10 protein-coding genes are annotated in these 18,633 nt (G+C 39.9%); 1 reads left to right on the top strand and 9 read right to left on the bottom strand.

Translation table 11 applies throughout. From position 1 onward, the window contains the following. Positions 1-4: 4 nt before the first annotated feature. The 5 genes from NMM17_RS08775 to gyrA form a co-directional block, all read right to left on the bottom strand. On the bottom strand, positions 5-1,279 hold the full coding sequence (locus NMM17_RS08775) for a DUF2130 domain-containing protein (protein WP_254754268.1): 1,275 nt from the start codon (positions 1,277-1,279) through the stop codon (positions 5-7). 95 nt (positions 1,280-1,374) lie between these two features. Further along, entirely contained in the window at positions 1,375-2,655 is a 1,281-nt protein-coding gene (locus NMM17_RS08770) for an O-acetylhomoserine aminocarboxypropyltransferase/cysteine synthase family protein (protein ID WP_000196318.1), read from the bottom strand. 146 nt (positions 2,656-2,801) lie between these two features. Then, complete coding sequence (locus NMM17_RS08765; RefSeq protein ID WP_000254778.1) at positions 2,802-3,599, bottom strand: formate/nitrite transporter family protein; 798 nt, start codon at positions 3,597-3,599, stop codon at positions 2,802-2,804. Between the two features lie 143 nt (positions 3,600-3,742). Then, the gene (locus NMM17_RS08760; RefSeq protein ID WP_000018500.1) at positions 3,743-4,486 is read right to left on the bottom strand and encodes a class A sortase; all 744 of its coding nucleotides are present in this window, start codon (positions 4,484-4,486) and stop codon (positions 3,743-3,745) included. Beyond that, positions 4,486-6,954: a DNA gyrase subunit A gene (gene gyrA / locus NMM17_RS08755; protein WP_254754267.1), complete on the bottom strand. Its 2,469-nt coding sequence runs from the start codon at positions 6,952-6,954 to the stop codon at positions 4,486-4,488. The genes NMM17_RS08760 and gyrA overlap by 1 nt, the downstream gene beginning before the upstream one ends. A 194-nt stretch (positions 6,955-7,148) precedes the next feature. Here gyrA and NMM17_RS08750 point away from each other — a divergent pair, with 194 nt between their 5' ends. Then, a complete protein-coding gene (locus NMM17_RS08750; protein ID WP_000204729.1) occupies positions 7,149-8,135 on the top strand; it encodes an L-lactate dehydrogenase in 987 nt (328 codons plus the stop codon). Positions 8,136-8,448: 313 nt separating this feature from the next. Here NMM17_RS08750 and pyk read toward each other — a convergent pair whose 3' ends face one another. The 4 genes from pyk to NMM17_RS08730 form a co-directional block, all read right to left on the bottom strand. Next, positions 8,449-9,954: a pyruvate kinase gene (gene pyk, locus NMM17_RS08745; protein ID WP_254754266.1), complete on the bottom strand. Its 1,506-nt coding sequence runs from the start codon at positions 9,952-9,954 to the stop codon at positions 8,449-8,451. A 58-nt stretch (positions 9,955-10,012) separates the two neighbouring features. Continuing rightward, a complete protein-coding gene (gene pfkA / locus NMM17_RS08740) occupies positions 10,013-11,020 on the bottom strand; it encodes a 6-phosphofructokinase (RefSeq protein WP_000820871.1) in 1,008 nt (335 codons plus the stop codon). A gap of 82 nt (positions 11,021-11,102) precedes the next feature. After that, the gene (locus tag NMM17_RS08735) at positions 11,103-14,204 is read right to left on the bottom strand and encodes a DNA polymerase III subunit alpha (protein ID WP_254754265.1); all 3,102 of its coding nucleotides are present in this window, start codon (positions 14,202-14,204) and stop codon (positions 11,103-11,105) included. A gap of 124 nt (positions 14,205-14,328) precedes the next feature. Then, positions 14,329-18,633: LPXTG cell wall anchor domain-containing protein (locus tag NMM17_RS08730; RefSeq protein WP_254754264.1), on the bottom strand; the 4,305-nt coding region annotated here is incomplete at its 5' end.

The raw sequence follows: 18,633 nt of genomic DNA, 5'->3' as shown, positions 1-18,633 counted from the left end.
CTTTCTACTCCCCCTTCAGCGCTTCGAACTTTGCTTTCATGGTTGGATTTTTTCGGGTCAATTTTTTGACGGAGACATCTTCCAATTTATTATTAGCTAGGCGGAGTTGGTTTTCGGATGTTGTTAGGAACTTCTTGACCTCTTCCATCCGTTTGATAGCCTTGTCAATTTCATCGATAGCTTTGCCAAAGTTAGTCGAAGCTGAGTTATAGTTCTTAGCAAAGGCCTGTTTAAAGGCATCCAAGTCTTCCTCAAAATGCGTAATGTCGATATTTTGTTCGCGAACCAAGGCCAACTCCTGCTTATATTTTAGGGAATTAAGCGCCGCATTTCGTAAGAGACCAATCAACTGGATAAAGAATTGAGGACGAACCACATACATCTTTTCATATTCATGACTGACATCCACAATACCCGTGTTGAAGTAGTCGTTATCTGCCTCTAGCATGGTCACCAAAACAGCATATTCGCAATTTTTTTCACGACGGTCCTTGTCTAATTCCTTGTAAAAATCCGCATTCTTGTGCTTCTTCTCTGTTCTGTCAGCTTCATTTTTCATCTCAAACATGATGGAAATAATTTCGACCCCATTTTCATCACACTCCCGGAAGATAAAGTCACCCTTAGACCCACGCGCTGAAACCTTGTTATCCTTTTCAAAGTAAGCATTTGGAAAGGCAAAACTACGGACCTTGTTAAACTCACTCTCTGCATAGTGTTCCAGACTTTCCCCGATGGCTTTTGTAGATTGTTGGGCTTTGAAATTCTTGTAAAATTCGACTTGTTCACTGGTTGCTTTAAGTTGGGCTTCATAGTTTTGCTTAACAGAAGCCAAAGATAACTCACTTTCCTTTTCTTGCAAGAGAAGCTGATTTTTAACCTGATCCCGTTCTTTTTCAAGGTCAGAAAGGGTCTTTTGCAGTTGATTTTCATGCTCTAAACGCAAGGTAGCCAATTGGTTTTCCAAGGCCTGCACTTCCTTGTCCTTAGCCAAGAGAGCCTGATGGCTTGTCTGTTCAACCTCTTTCTTAGCCAACTCTTTCTCTGTATCAAAGTTTTGGATTTGACTCTGCAATTGCGCGATTTCTTGGTCTTTTTGAGCTAGTTTAGACTGTTGCTCATTCATAGCCTTTTGCTCAGCCAAGGCCAGTTCCTGCTTCATGCGGTCGTGTAATTCCTTATCAAACTCTGCTGTTCTCACTTGGGACAAAAGTTCGGCATACTGACTTTCATTTACTGTAAAGACTTCCCCACAGTTGGGACATTTGATTTCGTTCATATCGTTCCTCTTTCTAGACTTCTGTAACCATTATATCATGCCTGAAGGAAAATCAAAAACAGTGAGTCGAAACCCACTGTTTATCTTCTTTTTCTTTAAATTTTTTCCAAGGCCAAGCGCAAATCTTCAATCAAATCCTCTACATTTTCAAGTCCGATAGACAAGCGGATTTGGTTTGGTGTGACGCCAGCTGCTTCTAGGTCTTTTTCTGACAATTGACCGTGAGTGGTTGTTGCTGGATGGACAACAAGCGATTTGGCATCTGCCACGTTTGCAAGATCAGAAAAGATTTCTAAATGATCAATGACCTTACGTGCTTCTGCCTCTCCACCTTTGACATGGAAGGTAAAGATTGAACCCACACCTTTTGGTAAATATTTCTCAGCCAAAGCATGATAAGGACTATCTGCTAGTTTTGGATAATTGACCTTTTCTACCTTAGGATGGTTGACAAGAAAATCAACAATTTTCTCAGCATTTTGCACATGGCGTTCCACACGAAGTGAAAGGGTTTCAAGTCCTTGTAGCAACAAGAAGGCATTAAATGGTGACAAGGCCGCCCCTGTATCACGAAGCAATTGAACACGGACAGCGATAATAAAGGCTGCTGCCCCCACATCACGAGTATAGCTCAAATTGTGGTAGCTTGGGTCTTCCTCAACAAATTGAGGGAATTTTCCTGAAGCCGCCCAGTCAAAACGCCCGCTATCGACAATCACTCCACCAATAGTCGTACCATGACCCCCGATAAATTTAGTCGCAGAGTGAATAGCAATATCTACACCGTGAGAAAAAACGTTAATCAAATAAGGTGTAGCAAAGGTATTGTCAGAAACAAGTGGAATCTGATGCTTATGAGCAATCTCTGCCAATTTTTCCAAATCTGGAATGTTAATCAAGGGGTTGCCCAAGGTTTCAATCAAGACAAGCTTGGTATTGTCATTGATAGCTGCTTCTACTTCCTCCAAGTTATCCACATCGACAAAGGTTGTTGTGATCCCATAACGAGGAAGGGTTTCTTTCAAGAGATTGAAGGTTCCACCGTAAATAGTTGATGCTGCCACTACATGGTCACCAGCATGGGCAAGAGCCAAAATCGTATAAGTCACCGCAGCCATACCTGATGCTGTTGCAAGAGCTCCAACACCACCTTCAAGAGCAGCGATTCTTTCTTCAAAGGCCGCTGTTGTAGGATTGGTAATACGGGTATAGATGTTCCCTGGTTTTCTCAAGGCAAAGAGATCCGCACCTTCCTGCGTATCATCAAAAACAAAGGATGTTGTCTGATAAATCGGTACTGCCCGAGACTTGGTAGCTGGATCCACGACTTGACCAGCATGTAGTTGCAAAGTTTCAAATTTAAAATCACGAGTCATAAAACGACCTCCAAATAGTTGATTAAGTATATTGTAGCACCTTAAATTATAGTTTACCAATATCAGTTTTCTATATTTTGATATAAGAACTAACTATTACCTTATTTTAAAAATGAAAAAAGCACGACTCAATCGTGCTCATTTTTTTAATCTACATAAGTATCTTCGTTTTTATTGAGGAAGGCGTATGGAAGACCCATCAAGAGACCACCACCAATGAAGTTCCCAATGAAGGTTACACCCCAGTGACGAAGCATATTTCCAACACCAAAGTTAGCAATTGAATCCGCAGCAACACTGAATTTCACAATCGCGAAAGAAGCAAAGTTCGCAGCGATGTGCTCGTTTGTTAAGAATACAAACATGTAAATTGCTGATAAAACTAGCCAAAGTTTGGCACCACCATCTTTGACTAAAACAAATGAAAGAATCGCAATATTTACGAAAATATTGGCTAAAATACCTTCAAGTAAGACTAGCTCATTGGAACGGCCTAACTTCATCTCTACAACCCCAGAGATGAAACTATCATGAGTCAGATGTGCATAGGCTGCTGAATGAGCAAAGCCCCAACCTGCTATCAAAGCCCCGATAAGGTTGAACAAGGTACAGTAAAGTAAAATCTCAGCTGTCTTTCTCCAAGAGATTTTTTTCAAGAAACTACCAGCAGTCAAGAACATCATATTTGATGTTACCAACTCGGCATTCAAGAAAACAATGTAGGCCAATCCCCAAGCAAAGACAAAGGGGAAGAGGAAGCGTCCACTACCTGGTGCAATTTTATTAATCAAGTCAGCCCCAACTGCACCAGCAGCCGTACTGAAGGTTAAAAATGCACCTGCGAACATAGAACGAATCGCATACTTAAATTTGCTTTGACTATAAAGACTTTCCTTCTTCTTGCAAGCAAATTCAATCTTTGAGATAAATTCTGAAGAAACCATAATAAACTCCTAAAATTTTTTTACCTGATAATTATATCACAAACTTTAGAATTAAGGAAACGTTTTCTGTATTTCATAACAGTTTATTTTGAAACGCAATCTATAAAAAATCAGTAAAACCTAAGATTTTACTGATTTTATCTTTAATAGCGTTGTTTATATGGTTGATTGAAAGCTGTTAGAATTTCTTCAGGGGTTTGTGAATAGTCTTTTGTATCTTTCAAATCACCTTTTACGATAATACGCTCTGTCGCATCATAGTCTACACAGGTTACAAGCGTGATTTCATCAACACCACTACGGTCATCAATCTCATCGACGCGATCTGGAGTCACATGCTTCACTTCACGGATTTCATAGGTATAAACTTTATCCTTATCAGTTAGATAAATTTTCATCCCATTTTTAGCACGTGACAGTGGAGAAAAAAGCATTTGACTGGCATTTTCCGCCGTGAAGATGTGATGGCTCGCAAGTGAATAGTTTCCTTTCCCCATCACTTGGTCACGCTTCATTGTACCAGCTCCATAGAAGAGATTGACATTATCGAGCCCCTTAAAAATAGGCAAGTTAATTTCTACCTCAGGAACAGCAATTCCACCGATAACAGGCAATTTTTGCGAATCCCATTGTGAGGATAAGACAGCTTCTGACGAGATAGCTTTTACTGAATCAAAGTCAAAATTTCCTTCTGTATCTTGATTTTCTTCCAATTTTTCTTTTGATACCTGGCTGACTTGGTATTTATTAGTATTCCAAACCATGAACATATCACGAATTTTTGAATTGAAAATCAAAGCAAGTGACAAGAGAATTAAAAATCCTGCCAGGATATTGATTAGTAAATTTTTACGATTTGTTTTCTTTTTGTTCTTTTTATGAGACATTATGCTTCACCTTCTGTTTCGTTTTCTGCCCCAACTTCTTCTTTTTCTGCCGCTGTAACCGTAGTAAAGGTTACAATTTTAGCATCTTGGTCCAGGCGCATCACTTTAACTCCCATAGTTGAGCGACCTGTTTGTGAAATATTGGCAACGTTGGTTCGAATCATGACACCTGTATCAGTGATAATCATCAAATCTTCATCGCCTTTAACTGTCATAAGACCAGCAAGGGAACCATTCTTTTCAGTAATTTTAGCAGTTTGCATCCCTTTACCACCACGACCTTTTGTTGGATATTCAGTCGCAACGGTGCGCTTACCATATCCTTTTTCAGTGATGATCAGAACCTCATCCTGGTCTGTAATCACACTGGCACCAACTACTGTATCTCCTTCACGAAGATTGACACCTTTCACACCCGTAGCGATACGACTCATTCCACGAACGGCTGATTGATTAAAGCGCACTGCGTAGCCAAACTTAGTACCAATGATAATATCCGTATCTTCTTCTGTCAACAGTACATTAATCAATTCATCTTCATCTTTGAGGTTCAGTGCTTTAAGTCCATTCTGACGAATGTTAGCAAATTCCTTAACGCTGGTTCTCTTCACAATACCATGACGGGTTGTGAAGAAGAGGTAAGCTTCATCACTACGTTCAGACTCAACATTGATGATAGTCTGAATACTTTCGCCTTCATCCAATTTCAAAAGATTGACAATCGGCAATCCCTTGGCAGTACGGCCATATTCAGGAATTTCATAACCTTTCAGGCGATAGACACGCCCTTTATTTGTAAAGAAGAGCAGGTGATCATGAGTGCTAGTCGACACTAACTCACGAACAAAGTCGTCATCCTTTACACCGGTTCCTTGAACACCACGACCACCACGTTTTTGAGCAGTAAACTCGGCTTGATCCAGACGTTTGATGTAGCCTTTGTTAGACAGTGTAATCAAGACATCCGATTCTTCAATCAAATCCTCGTCTTCAAGACTCAAAACTTCACCGACCATCAATTCAGTACGACGTTGGTCTCCAAACTTACGCTTGACTTCGTCTAATTCATCTTTAATGATTTGAGAAACACGTTCAGGCTTAGCAAGAATATCCGCCAAATCTGCAATCAAAGCCAAGAGATCATCATACTCAGACTGAATCTTATCGCGTTCCAAACCTGTCAAACGACGAAGACGCATATCAAGAATAGCTTGACTTTGACGTTCAGAAAGCTTAAACTTGCTCATCAACTCAGCTTGTGCTTCCGCATCCGTTTCACTAGCACGGATGATACGAATCACTTCATCGATATGGTCTAGCGCAATTAAGAGACCTTCTAAGATATGAGCACGCGCTTCTGCTTTTTCCTTATCAAAACGAGTCCGACGAACAACCACTTCTTTTTGGTGCTCAATATAAGCATCCAAAATCTGACGAAGGGACAAAATCTTGGGTACACCATTTTGGATAGCAAGCATATTGAAACCAAAGTTGGTTTGCATCTGGGTCATCTTGAAGAGGTTATTGAGAATAACATTTGCGGATGCATCACGTTTGACCTCGATTACGAAACGAACCCCTTCGCGGTTTGACTCATCACGAACTGCTGTAATACCCTCAATGCGTTTTTCCTGAACCAAACGAACAATATGCTCATGCACCTTTGTTTTATTGACCATATAAGGAAATTCTGTAACAACAATACGCTCACGGCCAGTCTTAGTTTCTTCAATTTCAGTACGTGAACGAAGGACAATAGAACCTTTACCTGTTTCATAAGCCTTATGAATACCTGATTTCCCCATAACAAGGGCACCAGTTGGAAAATCTGGCCCAGGCAAAACTTCCATCAAGTCCTTAGTAGTCACTTCAGGATTGTCCATGACCAACTTCACTGCATCAATGGTTTCACCCAAGTTATGAGGTGGAATATTGGTTGCCATCCCAACCGCAATACCAGTCGCTCCATTAACTAAAAGATTTGGAAAGCGCGCTGGCAATACCAAGGGTTCACGTTCATTGGCATCGTAATTATCAACAAAATCAACTGTATTCTTATTGATATCACGAAGCATTTCTAGAGCAATCTTGCTCATACGGGCCTCAGTATAACGCTGGGCAGCAGCACCGTCTCCATCCATAGAACCAAAGTTTCCATGCCCATCGACAAGCATGTAACGGTAGCTCCACCATTGAGCCATACGGACCATGGCTTCATAGATAGAGGAATCCCCGTGTGGGTGGTATTTACCCATGACATCCCCTGTAATACGAGCAGATTTTTTATGAGGTTTGTCTGGAGTAACACCCAATTCATTCATTCCGTAGAGAATCCGACGGTGAACGGGTTTTAAGCCATCTCGAACATCAGGAAGAGCCCGCGCTACGATAACACTCATGGCGTAGTCGATAAAGCTCGTCTTCATCTCCTTTGTCAGATTGACATTCACTAAATTTCTATCCTGCATTAATAAATGCCTCATTTCACTATTAGTAATTAATTATATTATACCATAATGTCCGCCATATTTCAGATATCTAAAATCGCTAAAACGTTTACATCAAGAACTGCAAGGCATATCCGTGACAAAGCTTTTTAAAAGTGATAAAATTGAAATAACTGGGGAAATCCCTGAATAAAATTAAGGAGATGTTTAGAATAATGACTTCAACTAAACAACACAAAAAAGTTATCCTTGTCGGTGATGGTGCTGTAGGTTCTTCTTACGCTTTTGCACTTGTTAACCAAGGAATTGCACAAGAGCTTGGAATTATCGAAATTCCACAATTGCATGAAAAAGCTGTTGGTGACGCGCTTGACCTTAGTCACGCCCTTGCCTTCACTTCACCTAAAAAAATCTATGCAGCTCAATACTCTGACTGTGCAGACGCAGACCTTGTTGTAATCACTGCAGGTGCGCCTCAAAAACCAGGTGAAACTCGTCTTGACCTTGTAGGTAAAAACCTTGCTATCAACAAATCAATCGTAACTCAAGTTGTTGAATCAGGTTTCAAAGGTATCTTCCTTGTTGCTGCTAACCCAGTTGACGTCTTGACTTACTCAACTTGGAAATTCTCTGGATTCCCTAAAGAACGCGTTATCGGTTCAGGTACTTCACTTGACTCAGCTCGTTTCCGTCAAGCACTTGCTGAAAAATTGGATGTTGATGCTCGTTCAGTCCACGCCTACATCATGGGTGAACACGGTGACTCTGAGTTCGCTGTTTGGTCACACGCTAACATCGCTGGTGTAAACCTTGAAGAATTCCTTAAAGACACTCAAAATGTTCAAGAAGCTGAATTGATTGAATTGTTCGAAGGTGTTCGTGACGCAGCTTACACAATCATCAACAAAAAAGGTGCAACATACTACGGTATCGCAGTAGCACTTGCTCGTATTACTAAAGCAATCCTTGACGATGAAAACGCAGTACTTCCACTTTCAGTATTCCAAGAAGGTCAATACGGAGTTAAAAACGTCTTTATCGGTCAACCAGCTGTTGTTGGTGCACACGGTATTGTTCGTCCAGTAAACATCCCATTGAACGACGCAGAAACTCAAAAAATGCAAGCATCTGCAAATGAATTGCAAGCTATCATTGACGAAGCATGGAAAAACCCAGAATTCCAAGCTGCTTCTAAAAACTAATTTAGATAGAAAAAACTCCTTGAGTCATCAGGGAGTTTTTTTTTATTTGTTTCTAAACTAAACCTTTTATGAAAGTTGCATGAAGGAAATAAGATCTCAATAAAACTATCATGACACGAGTATTGAATAAAGACATTAAGACACCACATCAAATCAACACTCACATTATTAAAAGTATGAAGCAATCAGCACTTTATACTATCTCATTAAATCGAAAGTAAAAAGTTTTGCCCCTTTTTTTGCCCTCTGGCACAAAAAAAGAGCCCATCATACAGGCTAGAAAGCTTGATATGATAGGCTTTTTAATGTTAGATTAACGTACTGTACGGATACGCATTGTGTTTGTACGAACAGCTTCTCCAACTGGTACACCAGCTACGATAACGATATCGTCACCAGATTGTACAAGTCCTGCTTCAACTGCTTTACGTTCAGCGATTTCGAACATATCGTCAGTTGATGATGGAGCATCTGTCAACATTGGGATAACACCCCAGTTCAACATCAATCCACGTTCTGTCAATTCGTCGAATGTCAATGCCAAGATGTCAGCATTTGGACGGTATTTAGAAATCAAACGTGCAGTGTGTCCAGTCTTAGTAAGAGTTACAACCAATTTGATATCCATTGAGTTAGTAGCATCTTTAACAGCTGAAGCCATTACTTCTGTCTTAGAGTTACGTTCAAATGAATCTGAGTTCAAACGTCCGTATTCGTTAAGAAGAGTTTGAGCGTTCTTATCGATTGTAGCCATTGTAGCTACTGACTCAAGTGGGTATTTACCGTTTGCAGACTCACCTGAAAGCATTGTAGCATCAGTTCCATCGATAACAGCGTTGAATACGTCTGATACTTCTGAACGAGTTGCACGTGGTTTTTCAGTCATTGTTTCAAGCATGTTTGTTGCAGTGATAACAACTTTACCTGCAGCATTAACTTTCTTGATGATCATTTTTTGGTAAACTGGAACCATTTCGAATGGTACTTCGATACCCATGTCACCACGAGCGATCATGATACCGTCAGCAGCTTCGATGATTTCATCCAAGTTGTCGATACCTTGTTGATTTTCGATTTTAGCGAACAATTGAACGTGTCCATTTCCAGTTTCTTCACAGATTGCACGAACTTCGTTCACGTCTTTTGCAGTACGTACGAATGAAATCGCGATGAAGTTGATACCTTGTTCAAGACCGAAACGGATATCATCGTTATCACGATCAGCAAGAGCTGGGAAAGGAATTTTAGTGTTAGGGATGTTAACACCTTTTTGTTTAGCAATTACGCCATCGTTTTCAACTTCAACTTCAAATTCACGAGTTGCATCATCTTTAGCAACCACACGAAGACCAAGTTTACCATCGTCAACCAAAACTTGACGACCAACTTCAACATCATCATAGATATCAAGAGCACCAGCAACGTTCAATGCAATCACATCACGAGTTGATTTGATTCCTTGTTTAGTCGCAACACGGATTTTCTCACCAGTTTTGTATGAATACTCTTTAGCTTCACCTTCGAACAATTCTGTACGGATTTCTGGTCCTTTAGTATCAAGAAGGAAACCAACTTTTTTACCTGCAAGTTTTTCTGCAAGTTTAACAGTTGCCATACGCTCACCTTGTTCTTGGTGGTCACCGTGTGAGAAGTTGAAACGGAATGTGTTAGCACCAGCTTCAATCAATTTGGCAATGTTTTTAGCTGAAGCTTCAACATCAAGTTTTTCACCCCAGTATCCGTCCTCACCAAATTTTTTACCACCACGGATTTCTACCGCAGGTCCCAAAGTTGCAACGATTTTTACACGTTTATTCATGATTTTTGTGACTCCTTTATATATATGACCTTTTTGGTCTTATTAACTAAATTATAAATTATGACAAGCAATTGTTCAATTGTGACAGGTCAAGATCAGCTTTGTGTGGATTATTTACAATAATCTTACCGTCTGCTGCCAAACTAAACAATGCTCCTTCTTCTGCAGTACCAAGAATTGGATTTTCAACCATTTTTTCGTTACGAATACCTACCGCAACACCACCGATACCTTTTTTAAGAAGTTTAACAGCATGGGCACCCATACGTGACGCCAATACACGGTCACGCGCAGTTGGAGAACCACCACGTTGAATATGTCCAAGTTCTGTCACACGAAGATCGGTCGTATCTCCAGCTTCTTTTAGTTTTTGAGCAAATTCATCTGCTGACATAACACCCTCTGCCAAAACGATGATATTGTGTCTTTTACCACATTCATAGCCAGCTTTGATACTTGCTACGATATCTTCAATTTTGAAGTCTTCTTCAGGGATGATAATTTCATCAGCACCAGTTGCGATACCCGCCCAAAGAGCGATATCACCAGCGTTACGCCCCATAACTTCGATGACAAAAGTACGACGGTGACTTAATGATGTATCACGAATCTTATCGATAGCGTCCATAGCAGTCGTAACCGCTGTGTCAAAACCGATTGTGAAGTCAGTACCAACGATATCGTTATCAATTGTACCTGGAAGACCGATAGCTGGGAAACCATGCTCAGTCAAACGCATAGCACCGTGGTAAGATCCGTCACCACCGATAACAACTACACCTTCAATGCCGTGTTTTTTCAATTGCTCAATCCCTTTAAGTTGCCCTTCAAGTTGAGCGAACTCTGGGTAACGAGCTGAGTGAAGGAAAGTACCACCACGAGAAATGATGTTTCCTACTGAAGCCGCATTTAAGGGATGAATTTCACCGGCAACCATACCAGCATATCCGTCATAGATACCAAACACTTCCATTCCTTCTGAAATTGCTTGACGAACAACTGCACGGATAGCAGCGTTCATACCAGGGGCGTCTCCACCACTAGTTAAAACAGCAATACGTTTCATATTGGTTTATGCTCCTTTTTCTTTTAACATTCTTCTTGATTATACCACATTTGATTTTAAAATTCTTCTATTTTCCGTATTTTTAGCGATAAATCGTTTTCATAACGATTTCATTCAATTTCTCCTCTAATTCATTGAATTTAGCTACAAAATGATGGGGAGAAACGATGGTTTTCTGTTCCTCTTCATACCTGATGATGACTGGTATTGGACCTTTATACTGGTCTAAAATACGTGAAATTTCTTGATCCGATTCATGATTTTTTACCTGTATCCAAAAGCGTTCAGCAACTGCTTCTCTTATTTCTTGTGCAATCATTTGCAGACGGCCATCACGTGACTGGATTTTTCCTTTTATATAGTAGAAGGCTCCCTCTTTTATTTCCTGCCCAACCTGTCGATATAAGTCTGAAAAGAGAGTGACATCCAATTTTTTCTTACTATCATCTACCTGTAAGAAAGCCATGTTTTCGCCCTTTTTGGTACGAATTACTTTTATTTTCTGAACTTCAACCAAAATAATAGCGTAACTATTTTCTGACAAATTCCCAATTGGTGTAATCTGGTAAATAGCTTTATTTGCGATAGTTTGTAGGGGATGTTTGCTGACACCTATCCCTAAAAGCTCTTGTTCCATATAGAATTTTTCTTGTTCCGTCCAATCTTCCGATTCCTGCCAACTATAAATAGTATCTCCAAACAAACTTCCTAACTCTTTTACAAATTCAAATAGATTAACTAAATTATTGAATACTTTTTGACGATTTTTTTCAAATGAATCGAAAAGACCAACTTTTACCAAAGGTTCTAGCAGAGGAAGTTTCAGATAATTCTCAGGTAATTTAGCTATAAAATCTTCAATGTTGGAATAGGGTCTATTTTCAAGAATCAATAGAGCCAAATCCTTGCTGACTCCCTTAATCGATTTCAATCCTAGATAGATGGACTTGTTGGCAATTTTATCGTGATAGGGAATGGTGTTGATAGACAGAGGCGCCACTTCAAAGCCTGCTTCAAGTGCATCTATTAAGTAATCACTGTTGGCAGAATTCAACATAACCTGATAAAAAATGGCTGGATAATGCGTTTTGAAATAAGCCAACTGGAAGGCCAAGGCTGAGTATGCATAGGCATGAGATCTATTAAATCCATAACCTGCAAACTTCTCCATGACATCAAAGACCTGCTCTGCTTTTTCCGCAGTATGACCAGCTTCTATGGAGCCTTGAATAAAGGAAGCCCTCATCTCATGCATGGCAGAGGCATCCTTTTTCCCCATAGCTCGACGCAAAATATCGGCCTTACCAAGACTAAATCCAGCAAATCGCTGAGCAACCTGCATAACCTGCTCCTGATAGAGCATAATGCCATAAGTTGGAGCCAAAATATCCTCCAGAGCTGAATCTAGAACAGTCACTTCTTCCTGCCCATGTTTTCTAGCTACAAAATTATTGATATAATCACTAGCACCTGGTCGATTTAGGGAAGTAGTTGCTACAACATCTTCAAAACAGACTGGTTGCACACGTTTGAGCAGGCGAATAGCACCAGGTTGCTCAAATTGAAAGATACCTTTTGTATTACCAGACGCAAACAAAGCTAGGGTGTCGTTGTCTTCTAAATCGATTTCTTCAATTTTCAAGTGAATACCTTCTGATTCAGCAAGCAACTCTTGCATCTTCTGGACAAAGGTCAAATTTCGCAGTCCCAGAAAGTCCATTTTCAAAAGTCCACTTGCTTCAACTCCATGAGCATCATACTGAGTCAGTGGAATTTCATCACCATGCTTTAGTGGGATATAGTCTGTCAAATCTTGGTCACTAATCACAACACCAGCCGCATGGACAGAGGTTTGTCTTGGATAGCCCTCAATCTTGCAAGCAATTTCAAAGGCTTTTTGATATTCTAACTTACTATTGATTTGCTGACGAAACTGTAGATTGCCTTCGTAAGCTGACTTGAGATTATCACGAAAACTGATTTTCTTGGTAATTGCAGATAATTCATACTCTGGCACACCAAAACGTTTCAAGACATCTCGAAGAGCTTGCTTAGCCCCAAAGGTAGAAAAAGTAACGATTTGAGCCGCATGTTTACTGCCATATTTATTACCAACATATCTGATAAAATCTGGACGATAAATATCTGGGATATCAATATCAATATCTGGCATGGTATAGCGTTCACGATTGAGAAAACGTTCAAAAATGAGATTCTTCTCTACTGGGTCAATCCCTGTGATATCCAAAGCATAGGAAACCAAGCTACCAACTGCAGAACCCCGTCCCATTCCCATATAATAACCATTCGAACGTCCAAAACGCAACAAATCCCAGACAACCAAGAAATAATCGTCAAAGCCCATATCATGAATAACAGCCAATTCTTGGTCTAGACGGTCTTGATATTCTTCACTAGTCAACCCCTTCTGAGTAAGTCCCAATTCAGCACGTTCTCTCAACTCTTCTACTGCTGGTCTAGCAGGATTAAAGCGAGGCAGTTTCAGACTAGTATCCAAGTCATAAGAAATACCTGAAATAAGCTTTTCTAAATTGTCCAAGGCTTGAGGAAAACGTTCTTGGAATAGTTTCTCTAAAGAACTTGCTGATATAAAAACATCTTGTCTCGAACGCAAAGGAACTTCTCTGAGCGGTTGATTTTCTTTAATCGCTGTTAGTACTTGAAGAACTTCTCTATCCTTACTTTCAAATGCATTGACCCGATACAATGGCAAAATAGGATGGTGAAATTCTCTGGCCAGTGTTTCTGGGTAAACCCCTATATAGTAATCACAGCCTAGATTTAACAACTCAAGTTCTTCAAAATAAGGCACAATTACCGCAATATCCTCTAGATACTGAGATAGAACTGACCAACTTTTCTCCCCCTGCATCTTTGCTGTTGAAAGTTTCATCAACTGCTGATAGCCCACACTAGATAAAGCTAAAAAGCGCAGATTTACATCCTTGTCATCTACAAGCATATTCATTTCAAGCCCTAACAAAGGATGAATGCCATATTTTTTTGTAACCTCTAGAAAGTCGAAAGCCCCATAAAGATTGTCAATATCCATCATAGCCAGATGAGTGTATCCATAGTCTTTTGCTACTCTCACATACTTGTCGATTGAAATGACACTCTCCATAAAACTATAGACTGTTTTTGTATCTAGTTGTGCGATCAATTTACACTTCTCCTCTATCGTTCTCACTATATTATACCATTTTCAAAAAAGAAAAGAACCTGAGATATTAAATCTCAAGTTCTTTCTTAGGCTGAATCAATCACTGTTTGAAAGAAAGTCTGAATTATTCTTCGTCTTTTCTTTTCTTACGAGCAATCAATCCGAATCCACTCAAAGCTCCTAGAAGTCCAAGTGCTGCAAGACTAGAGTGTGCTTCTGTACCTGTATTTGGAAGTTCACGTTGACCATCCATATACTGTGGTGTAGCAGGCTCTGCTGGTTGTTCAGGTGCCACTGGAACTACTGGTTGTTCAGGAGTCTCAGGTGTCACTGGAACAGGATTTGGTGCAGGACTAGGTTCTGGTTGAGGAGTTGGATTGGGTTGAGGTTGTGGAGTTGGTGTATTACCACCTCCGCCTCCATTGTTGCCACCACCATTATTTGGTGTAGGAACAGGGATGTACTTGATTGGCGTATCTTGAGTTGGATCTGCAGGTACATCCGGTACTTCATATCCTTTCGTTGGATCGTTTGGATCAACTGGTTTCAATGGATTTCCATTTGGATCTACAGGGATAAATCCTGGTACGTAAGGTACTTTTGGTTTATCTGTTCCTGGTTTAGTTGGATCTGTAGGATCGTTTGGATATGGAGTTGGTGGAACTTGATCTTGTCCCTCCGGTAATTTTGGAATCCATGATCCAAGTTTGTCGTAAACGACTTTTTCAGTGATGTTTACACCTGGTTTTGCTTCGATATCTTTTTGAGACGATTCGATATCTCCGCCACGAGCGATGTATCCATCCACTTTCGGTAACTTGTTACCATCTAAGATAGTATCATCACCTACTACTGTCCATTCACCATATGTGATATCTCCAGTTACTAGGTTCACTTTCGCAGTACGTTTGAACTTGATTGTTTCAGTGTGAGTAGCTGCTACTTCTTTTCCATTGCGATCTACATAAGTGATTGTACGAGTTGCAGAAGATTCTGTTACTAAGTCTTTCACTGTTTCAGGCCATACTGGACTGTTTGGATCTTCAGGGAACACTGGTTTACCTGGTTCTGGATTTGATGGTGTTACTGGTTTCAGTGGGTTGTTTGGACCTACTGGTTTCGTTGGATCTGTTGGTACCTGTGGTTTATCAGGGCTGTTTGGATCTGTTGGCACGATCAGTGGAGTAACTTTAACGTTGAAGATTTGATCTTTATCTTTATCATTGTCGAATACTCTATCTGTATCTGCTGAAGGGTAATCATTGCTTGTTACAATGTAACCTTTCTTAACAAGCTCTTGGATCTTGCTTTCAACTTCTCCAGACTTAGTGAATTTAGAACCTGAATCACCTTGATCTACTACTGGATCAGATACTACTTTACCATTGTTATCTACGAAGTTCGTGATAGCTTTTTGTTTATCATTTTCGTAAACGATTGGTGTATCCGTACCTGGATTTGTTGGTACTGGTGGTACTTCATATCCTTTAGATGGATCTTTTGGATCCACTGGTTTCAACGGTACAAGTGGGTTAGTGTTTGGATCCACTGGTTTCGTTGGGTCTTGTGGAACTTTTGGTGTTGTTCCTGGGATATGAGGAATCACTGGTACTTTCGGACTATTTGGATCTTGTGGATCTTGTGGTTTAGTTGGACTTGGTGGTACAACTTTACCTGGATCTTGTGGATCGTTATCGTAAGGAGTTGGAGTTGGTGGAGTTACACCATCTGGTACTTTCGGTACAAGTTTTCCAACTGGTACGTATACAACTTTGATTGTTTCATCTTTAGAGTTCTCAGTTAATCCTGTAGTCTCAGCTACTTCTTTTTGAGCTGGATCTTTCAAAACGTATCCTGGAACTACTGGTGATGTTACTTTATCAAATGTAGTATCGTTGTTTACTGGAGTCCATTTACCATATTCGATATTACCTGTTACAACGTTAATCTTAGCTTCACGAGTGAAGGTTACTTTGTCAGTTACATCAGCTGTAGATTTGTTTCCATCTTTGTCTGTGTACTCAACTTTGTTTCCATCTTTATCCACGTATGAAATTGTACGAGTAACGTGTTTAGTCGTTTCTAGTGACTTGATTAACTCTTCAGTCCATTTTGGTCCATCAGGATTATTTGGATCGATTGGTGTACCAGGTTTTGGTTTGTTAGGATCGTTCGGGTTAGTTGGGTCAAATGGTTTAATTGGCTCAACGTGAGGTGTTAACACTACAGTGTATTCTTGATCTTTTCCAGAATCTTTATCGAAGTTTCCGTTGTTATCTTTACCGTAGTTGTTGCTTACTAACTCATATCCTTTAGCGATTAACTTAGCAATTTCATTAGTTACTTCTGTTGCTTTCGTTAATGGCTCACCTGACTTACCTTTTTCTTCGATGTTATTCACACCTGGAATTGGGTTTCCACTTGGATCTACGAATTTAGTTACTGCTTTTTGATCATCTTTTACATACTCAATTACAGTATTTTCTGTTGGTGTCTTAGGTGTTGGTGGTACATATCCTTTAGATGGATCTTTCGGATCTACTGGTTTCAGTGGGTTTCCATTTGGATCTTTTGGAGTTGTTCCTGGGATATGTGGAATCACTGGAACACTTGGTTTGTTTGGATCGTTTGGAGTTGTTGGATCATTTGGATCTACAACTTTACCTGGATCTTTTGGATCGTTTGGATATGGAATTGGATCAATTGGTGTATCACCATCTGGTACTTTCGGAGTCCATGATCCTACTGGTACGTATCTAACTTTCAGATCTTGGTTAGCTGAATCTACTGTTAAGTCTGTCGCAGATGCTTTAACTTTAGATCCATCAGCTTCTACTAAGTCACCTTGTGTATCCTGGTTAGGTTTTACAACATATCCTTTAACAACTGGTGATTTAACTTCAGCAAATTTAGCTGTTCCTGCAGCTGTCCATCCATTTGTAGTGTCTGTTGCTGGAAGATCTACTTTACCGTCACCGTTTGTATCGTATCCTACTACTGAACCGTCTTTTGGATTTACAATTGCTGTACGTGTGAAGCTTACTTTATTAGTTACTTTTGGAGCTTCTGTAGTAGATACTTCTTCATCAGTACCATCTTTAACGTAAGTAATTGTACGAGTTACTGACTTGATGTTGTTTAGTTTATTAAGAGCATCTTCAGTCCATTTTGGTCCATCTGGTTTGTTTGGATCAATTGGATCTCCTGGTTTAGGATTCTTAGGATCTTCGTTAGGATTTTCTGGATTTGTTGGTGTTACTGGAACTGTCTTAGCTACCGTTACGTAGTAAACTTGAGACACTCCGTCTTTACCTTTATCATCCACGCTATCGAATACTCCTGCTTCACCTGGATATTCAGCTTGACCTGCTTTATTTGGTACTACTGTGTAACCAGCTGCTTTAAGTTCTTCAACAACTTTCGTTACTTCACCTGCTTTAGTGAATTTAGCTCCTGCATCTCCTGCTTCTACGAATGAAGTATGAACTGCATTACCGTCTTCATCTACGAAGTGAACTACCGTTACTTGTGATCCATCTTTAACATAAACAATATTTGTGTCTTTACTTGGATCTTGTGGTACTGGTGGTTTGTAACCTTTTGTTAAATCATTTGGATCTTTTGGTTCTAATGGTTTACCAGTAGATGGATCTAATGGTGTTAAACCTGGAACGTTAGGGATCGTTGTTGTTGGTTCACCTGGTTTTGTAGGATCCGTTGGGTTGTTTGGATACTTAGGATCAGTAATAGTTGGAGGAGTTGTTCCTTCTGGTACTACTGGTACATATTTACCTAAGTCTTTATACACAACTTTTTCAACGATATCTTTATCAGTTGCTGTTACGTTTGCTACATCTTTCTTAGATGATTCTACATCTCCTGTAGCTACATATCCTGTAATTACTGGAAGTTCTGTTTTACCTTCTAATGTAGTGTCGTTGTTTACAGCAGTCCAGTCACCGTAAGTTACTTCACCTGTTGCTTGGTTAACAGTTGCTGTACGAGTGAACGATACAGTTGTTTCATGTTTAGGTGCTGCATCAGTTCCACGTTTAGTTGTATCTGCTACATCATCTGCGTAAGTATACGTAATTGTACGTTTAACTTCTTCAGTAAGTTTTAGATCTTTATATTTTAGACCATTTGGATCGTTTGGATTCAATGGTTTTTCTGGATCAACATTTGGATCGTTTGGTGTAACCGTTACTTTTGTAGGGTTGTACACTACTGTTTCAACGATATCTTCATCTGTTGCTGTTACATTTTCTTTAGCTGGAACTTCAGCTTTAGTTGGTGTGTAATCAGGAACTGATGGTGAAGTTACTTTATCAAATGTTGTATCGTTGTTTACTGGAGTCCATGGAGCTGCTTCTTTAGTTGTTGCATTTCCATCGTTATCTAAGTAAGTTACTTCTCCAGTTACAGCATT

This window comes from Streptococcus sp. CF7_Ac1-12, from assembly GCF_024295905.1.
Taxonomy (GTDB): domain Bacteria; phylum Bacillota; class Bacilli; order Lactobacillales; family Streptococcaceae; genus Streptococcus; species Streptococcus mitis_AP.
This window is presented reverse-complemented; position numbering and strand designations above follow the sequence as displayed.

Bases quoted from the DNA above. Each gene is read 5' to 3' on its own strand.
- NMM17_RS08775 (WP_254754268.1), bottom strand. From the start codon at position 1,279: ATGAACGAAATCAAATGTCCCAACTGTGGGGAAGTCTTTACAGTAAAT.
- NMM17_RS08770 (WP_000196318.1), bottom strand. From the start codon at position 2,655: ATGACTCGTGATTTTAAATTTGAAACTTTGCAACTACATGCTGGTCAA.
- NMM17_RS08765 (WP_000254778.1), bottom strand. From the start codon at position 3,599: ATGGTTTCTTCAGAATTTATCTCAAAGATTGAATTTGCTTGCAAGAAG.
- NMM17_RS08760 (WP_000018500.1), bottom strand. From the start codon at position 4,486: ATGTCTCATAAAAAGAACAAAAAGAAAACAAATCGTAAAAATTTACTA.
- gyrA (WP_254754267.1), bottom strand. From the start codon at position 6,954: ATGCAGGATAGAAATTTAGTGAATGTCAATCTGACAAAGGAGATGAAG.
- NMM17_RS08750 (WP_000204729.1), top strand. From the start codon at position 7,149: ATGACTTCAACTAAACAACACAAAAAAGTTATCCTTGTCGGTGATGGT.
- pyk (WP_254754266.1), bottom strand. From the start codon at position 9,954: ATGAATAAACGTGTAAAAATCGTTGCAACTTTGGGACCTGCGGTAGAA.
- pfkA (WP_000820871.1), bottom strand. From the start codon at position 11,020: ATGAAACGTATTGCTGTTTTAACTAGTGGTGGAGACGCCCCTGGTATG.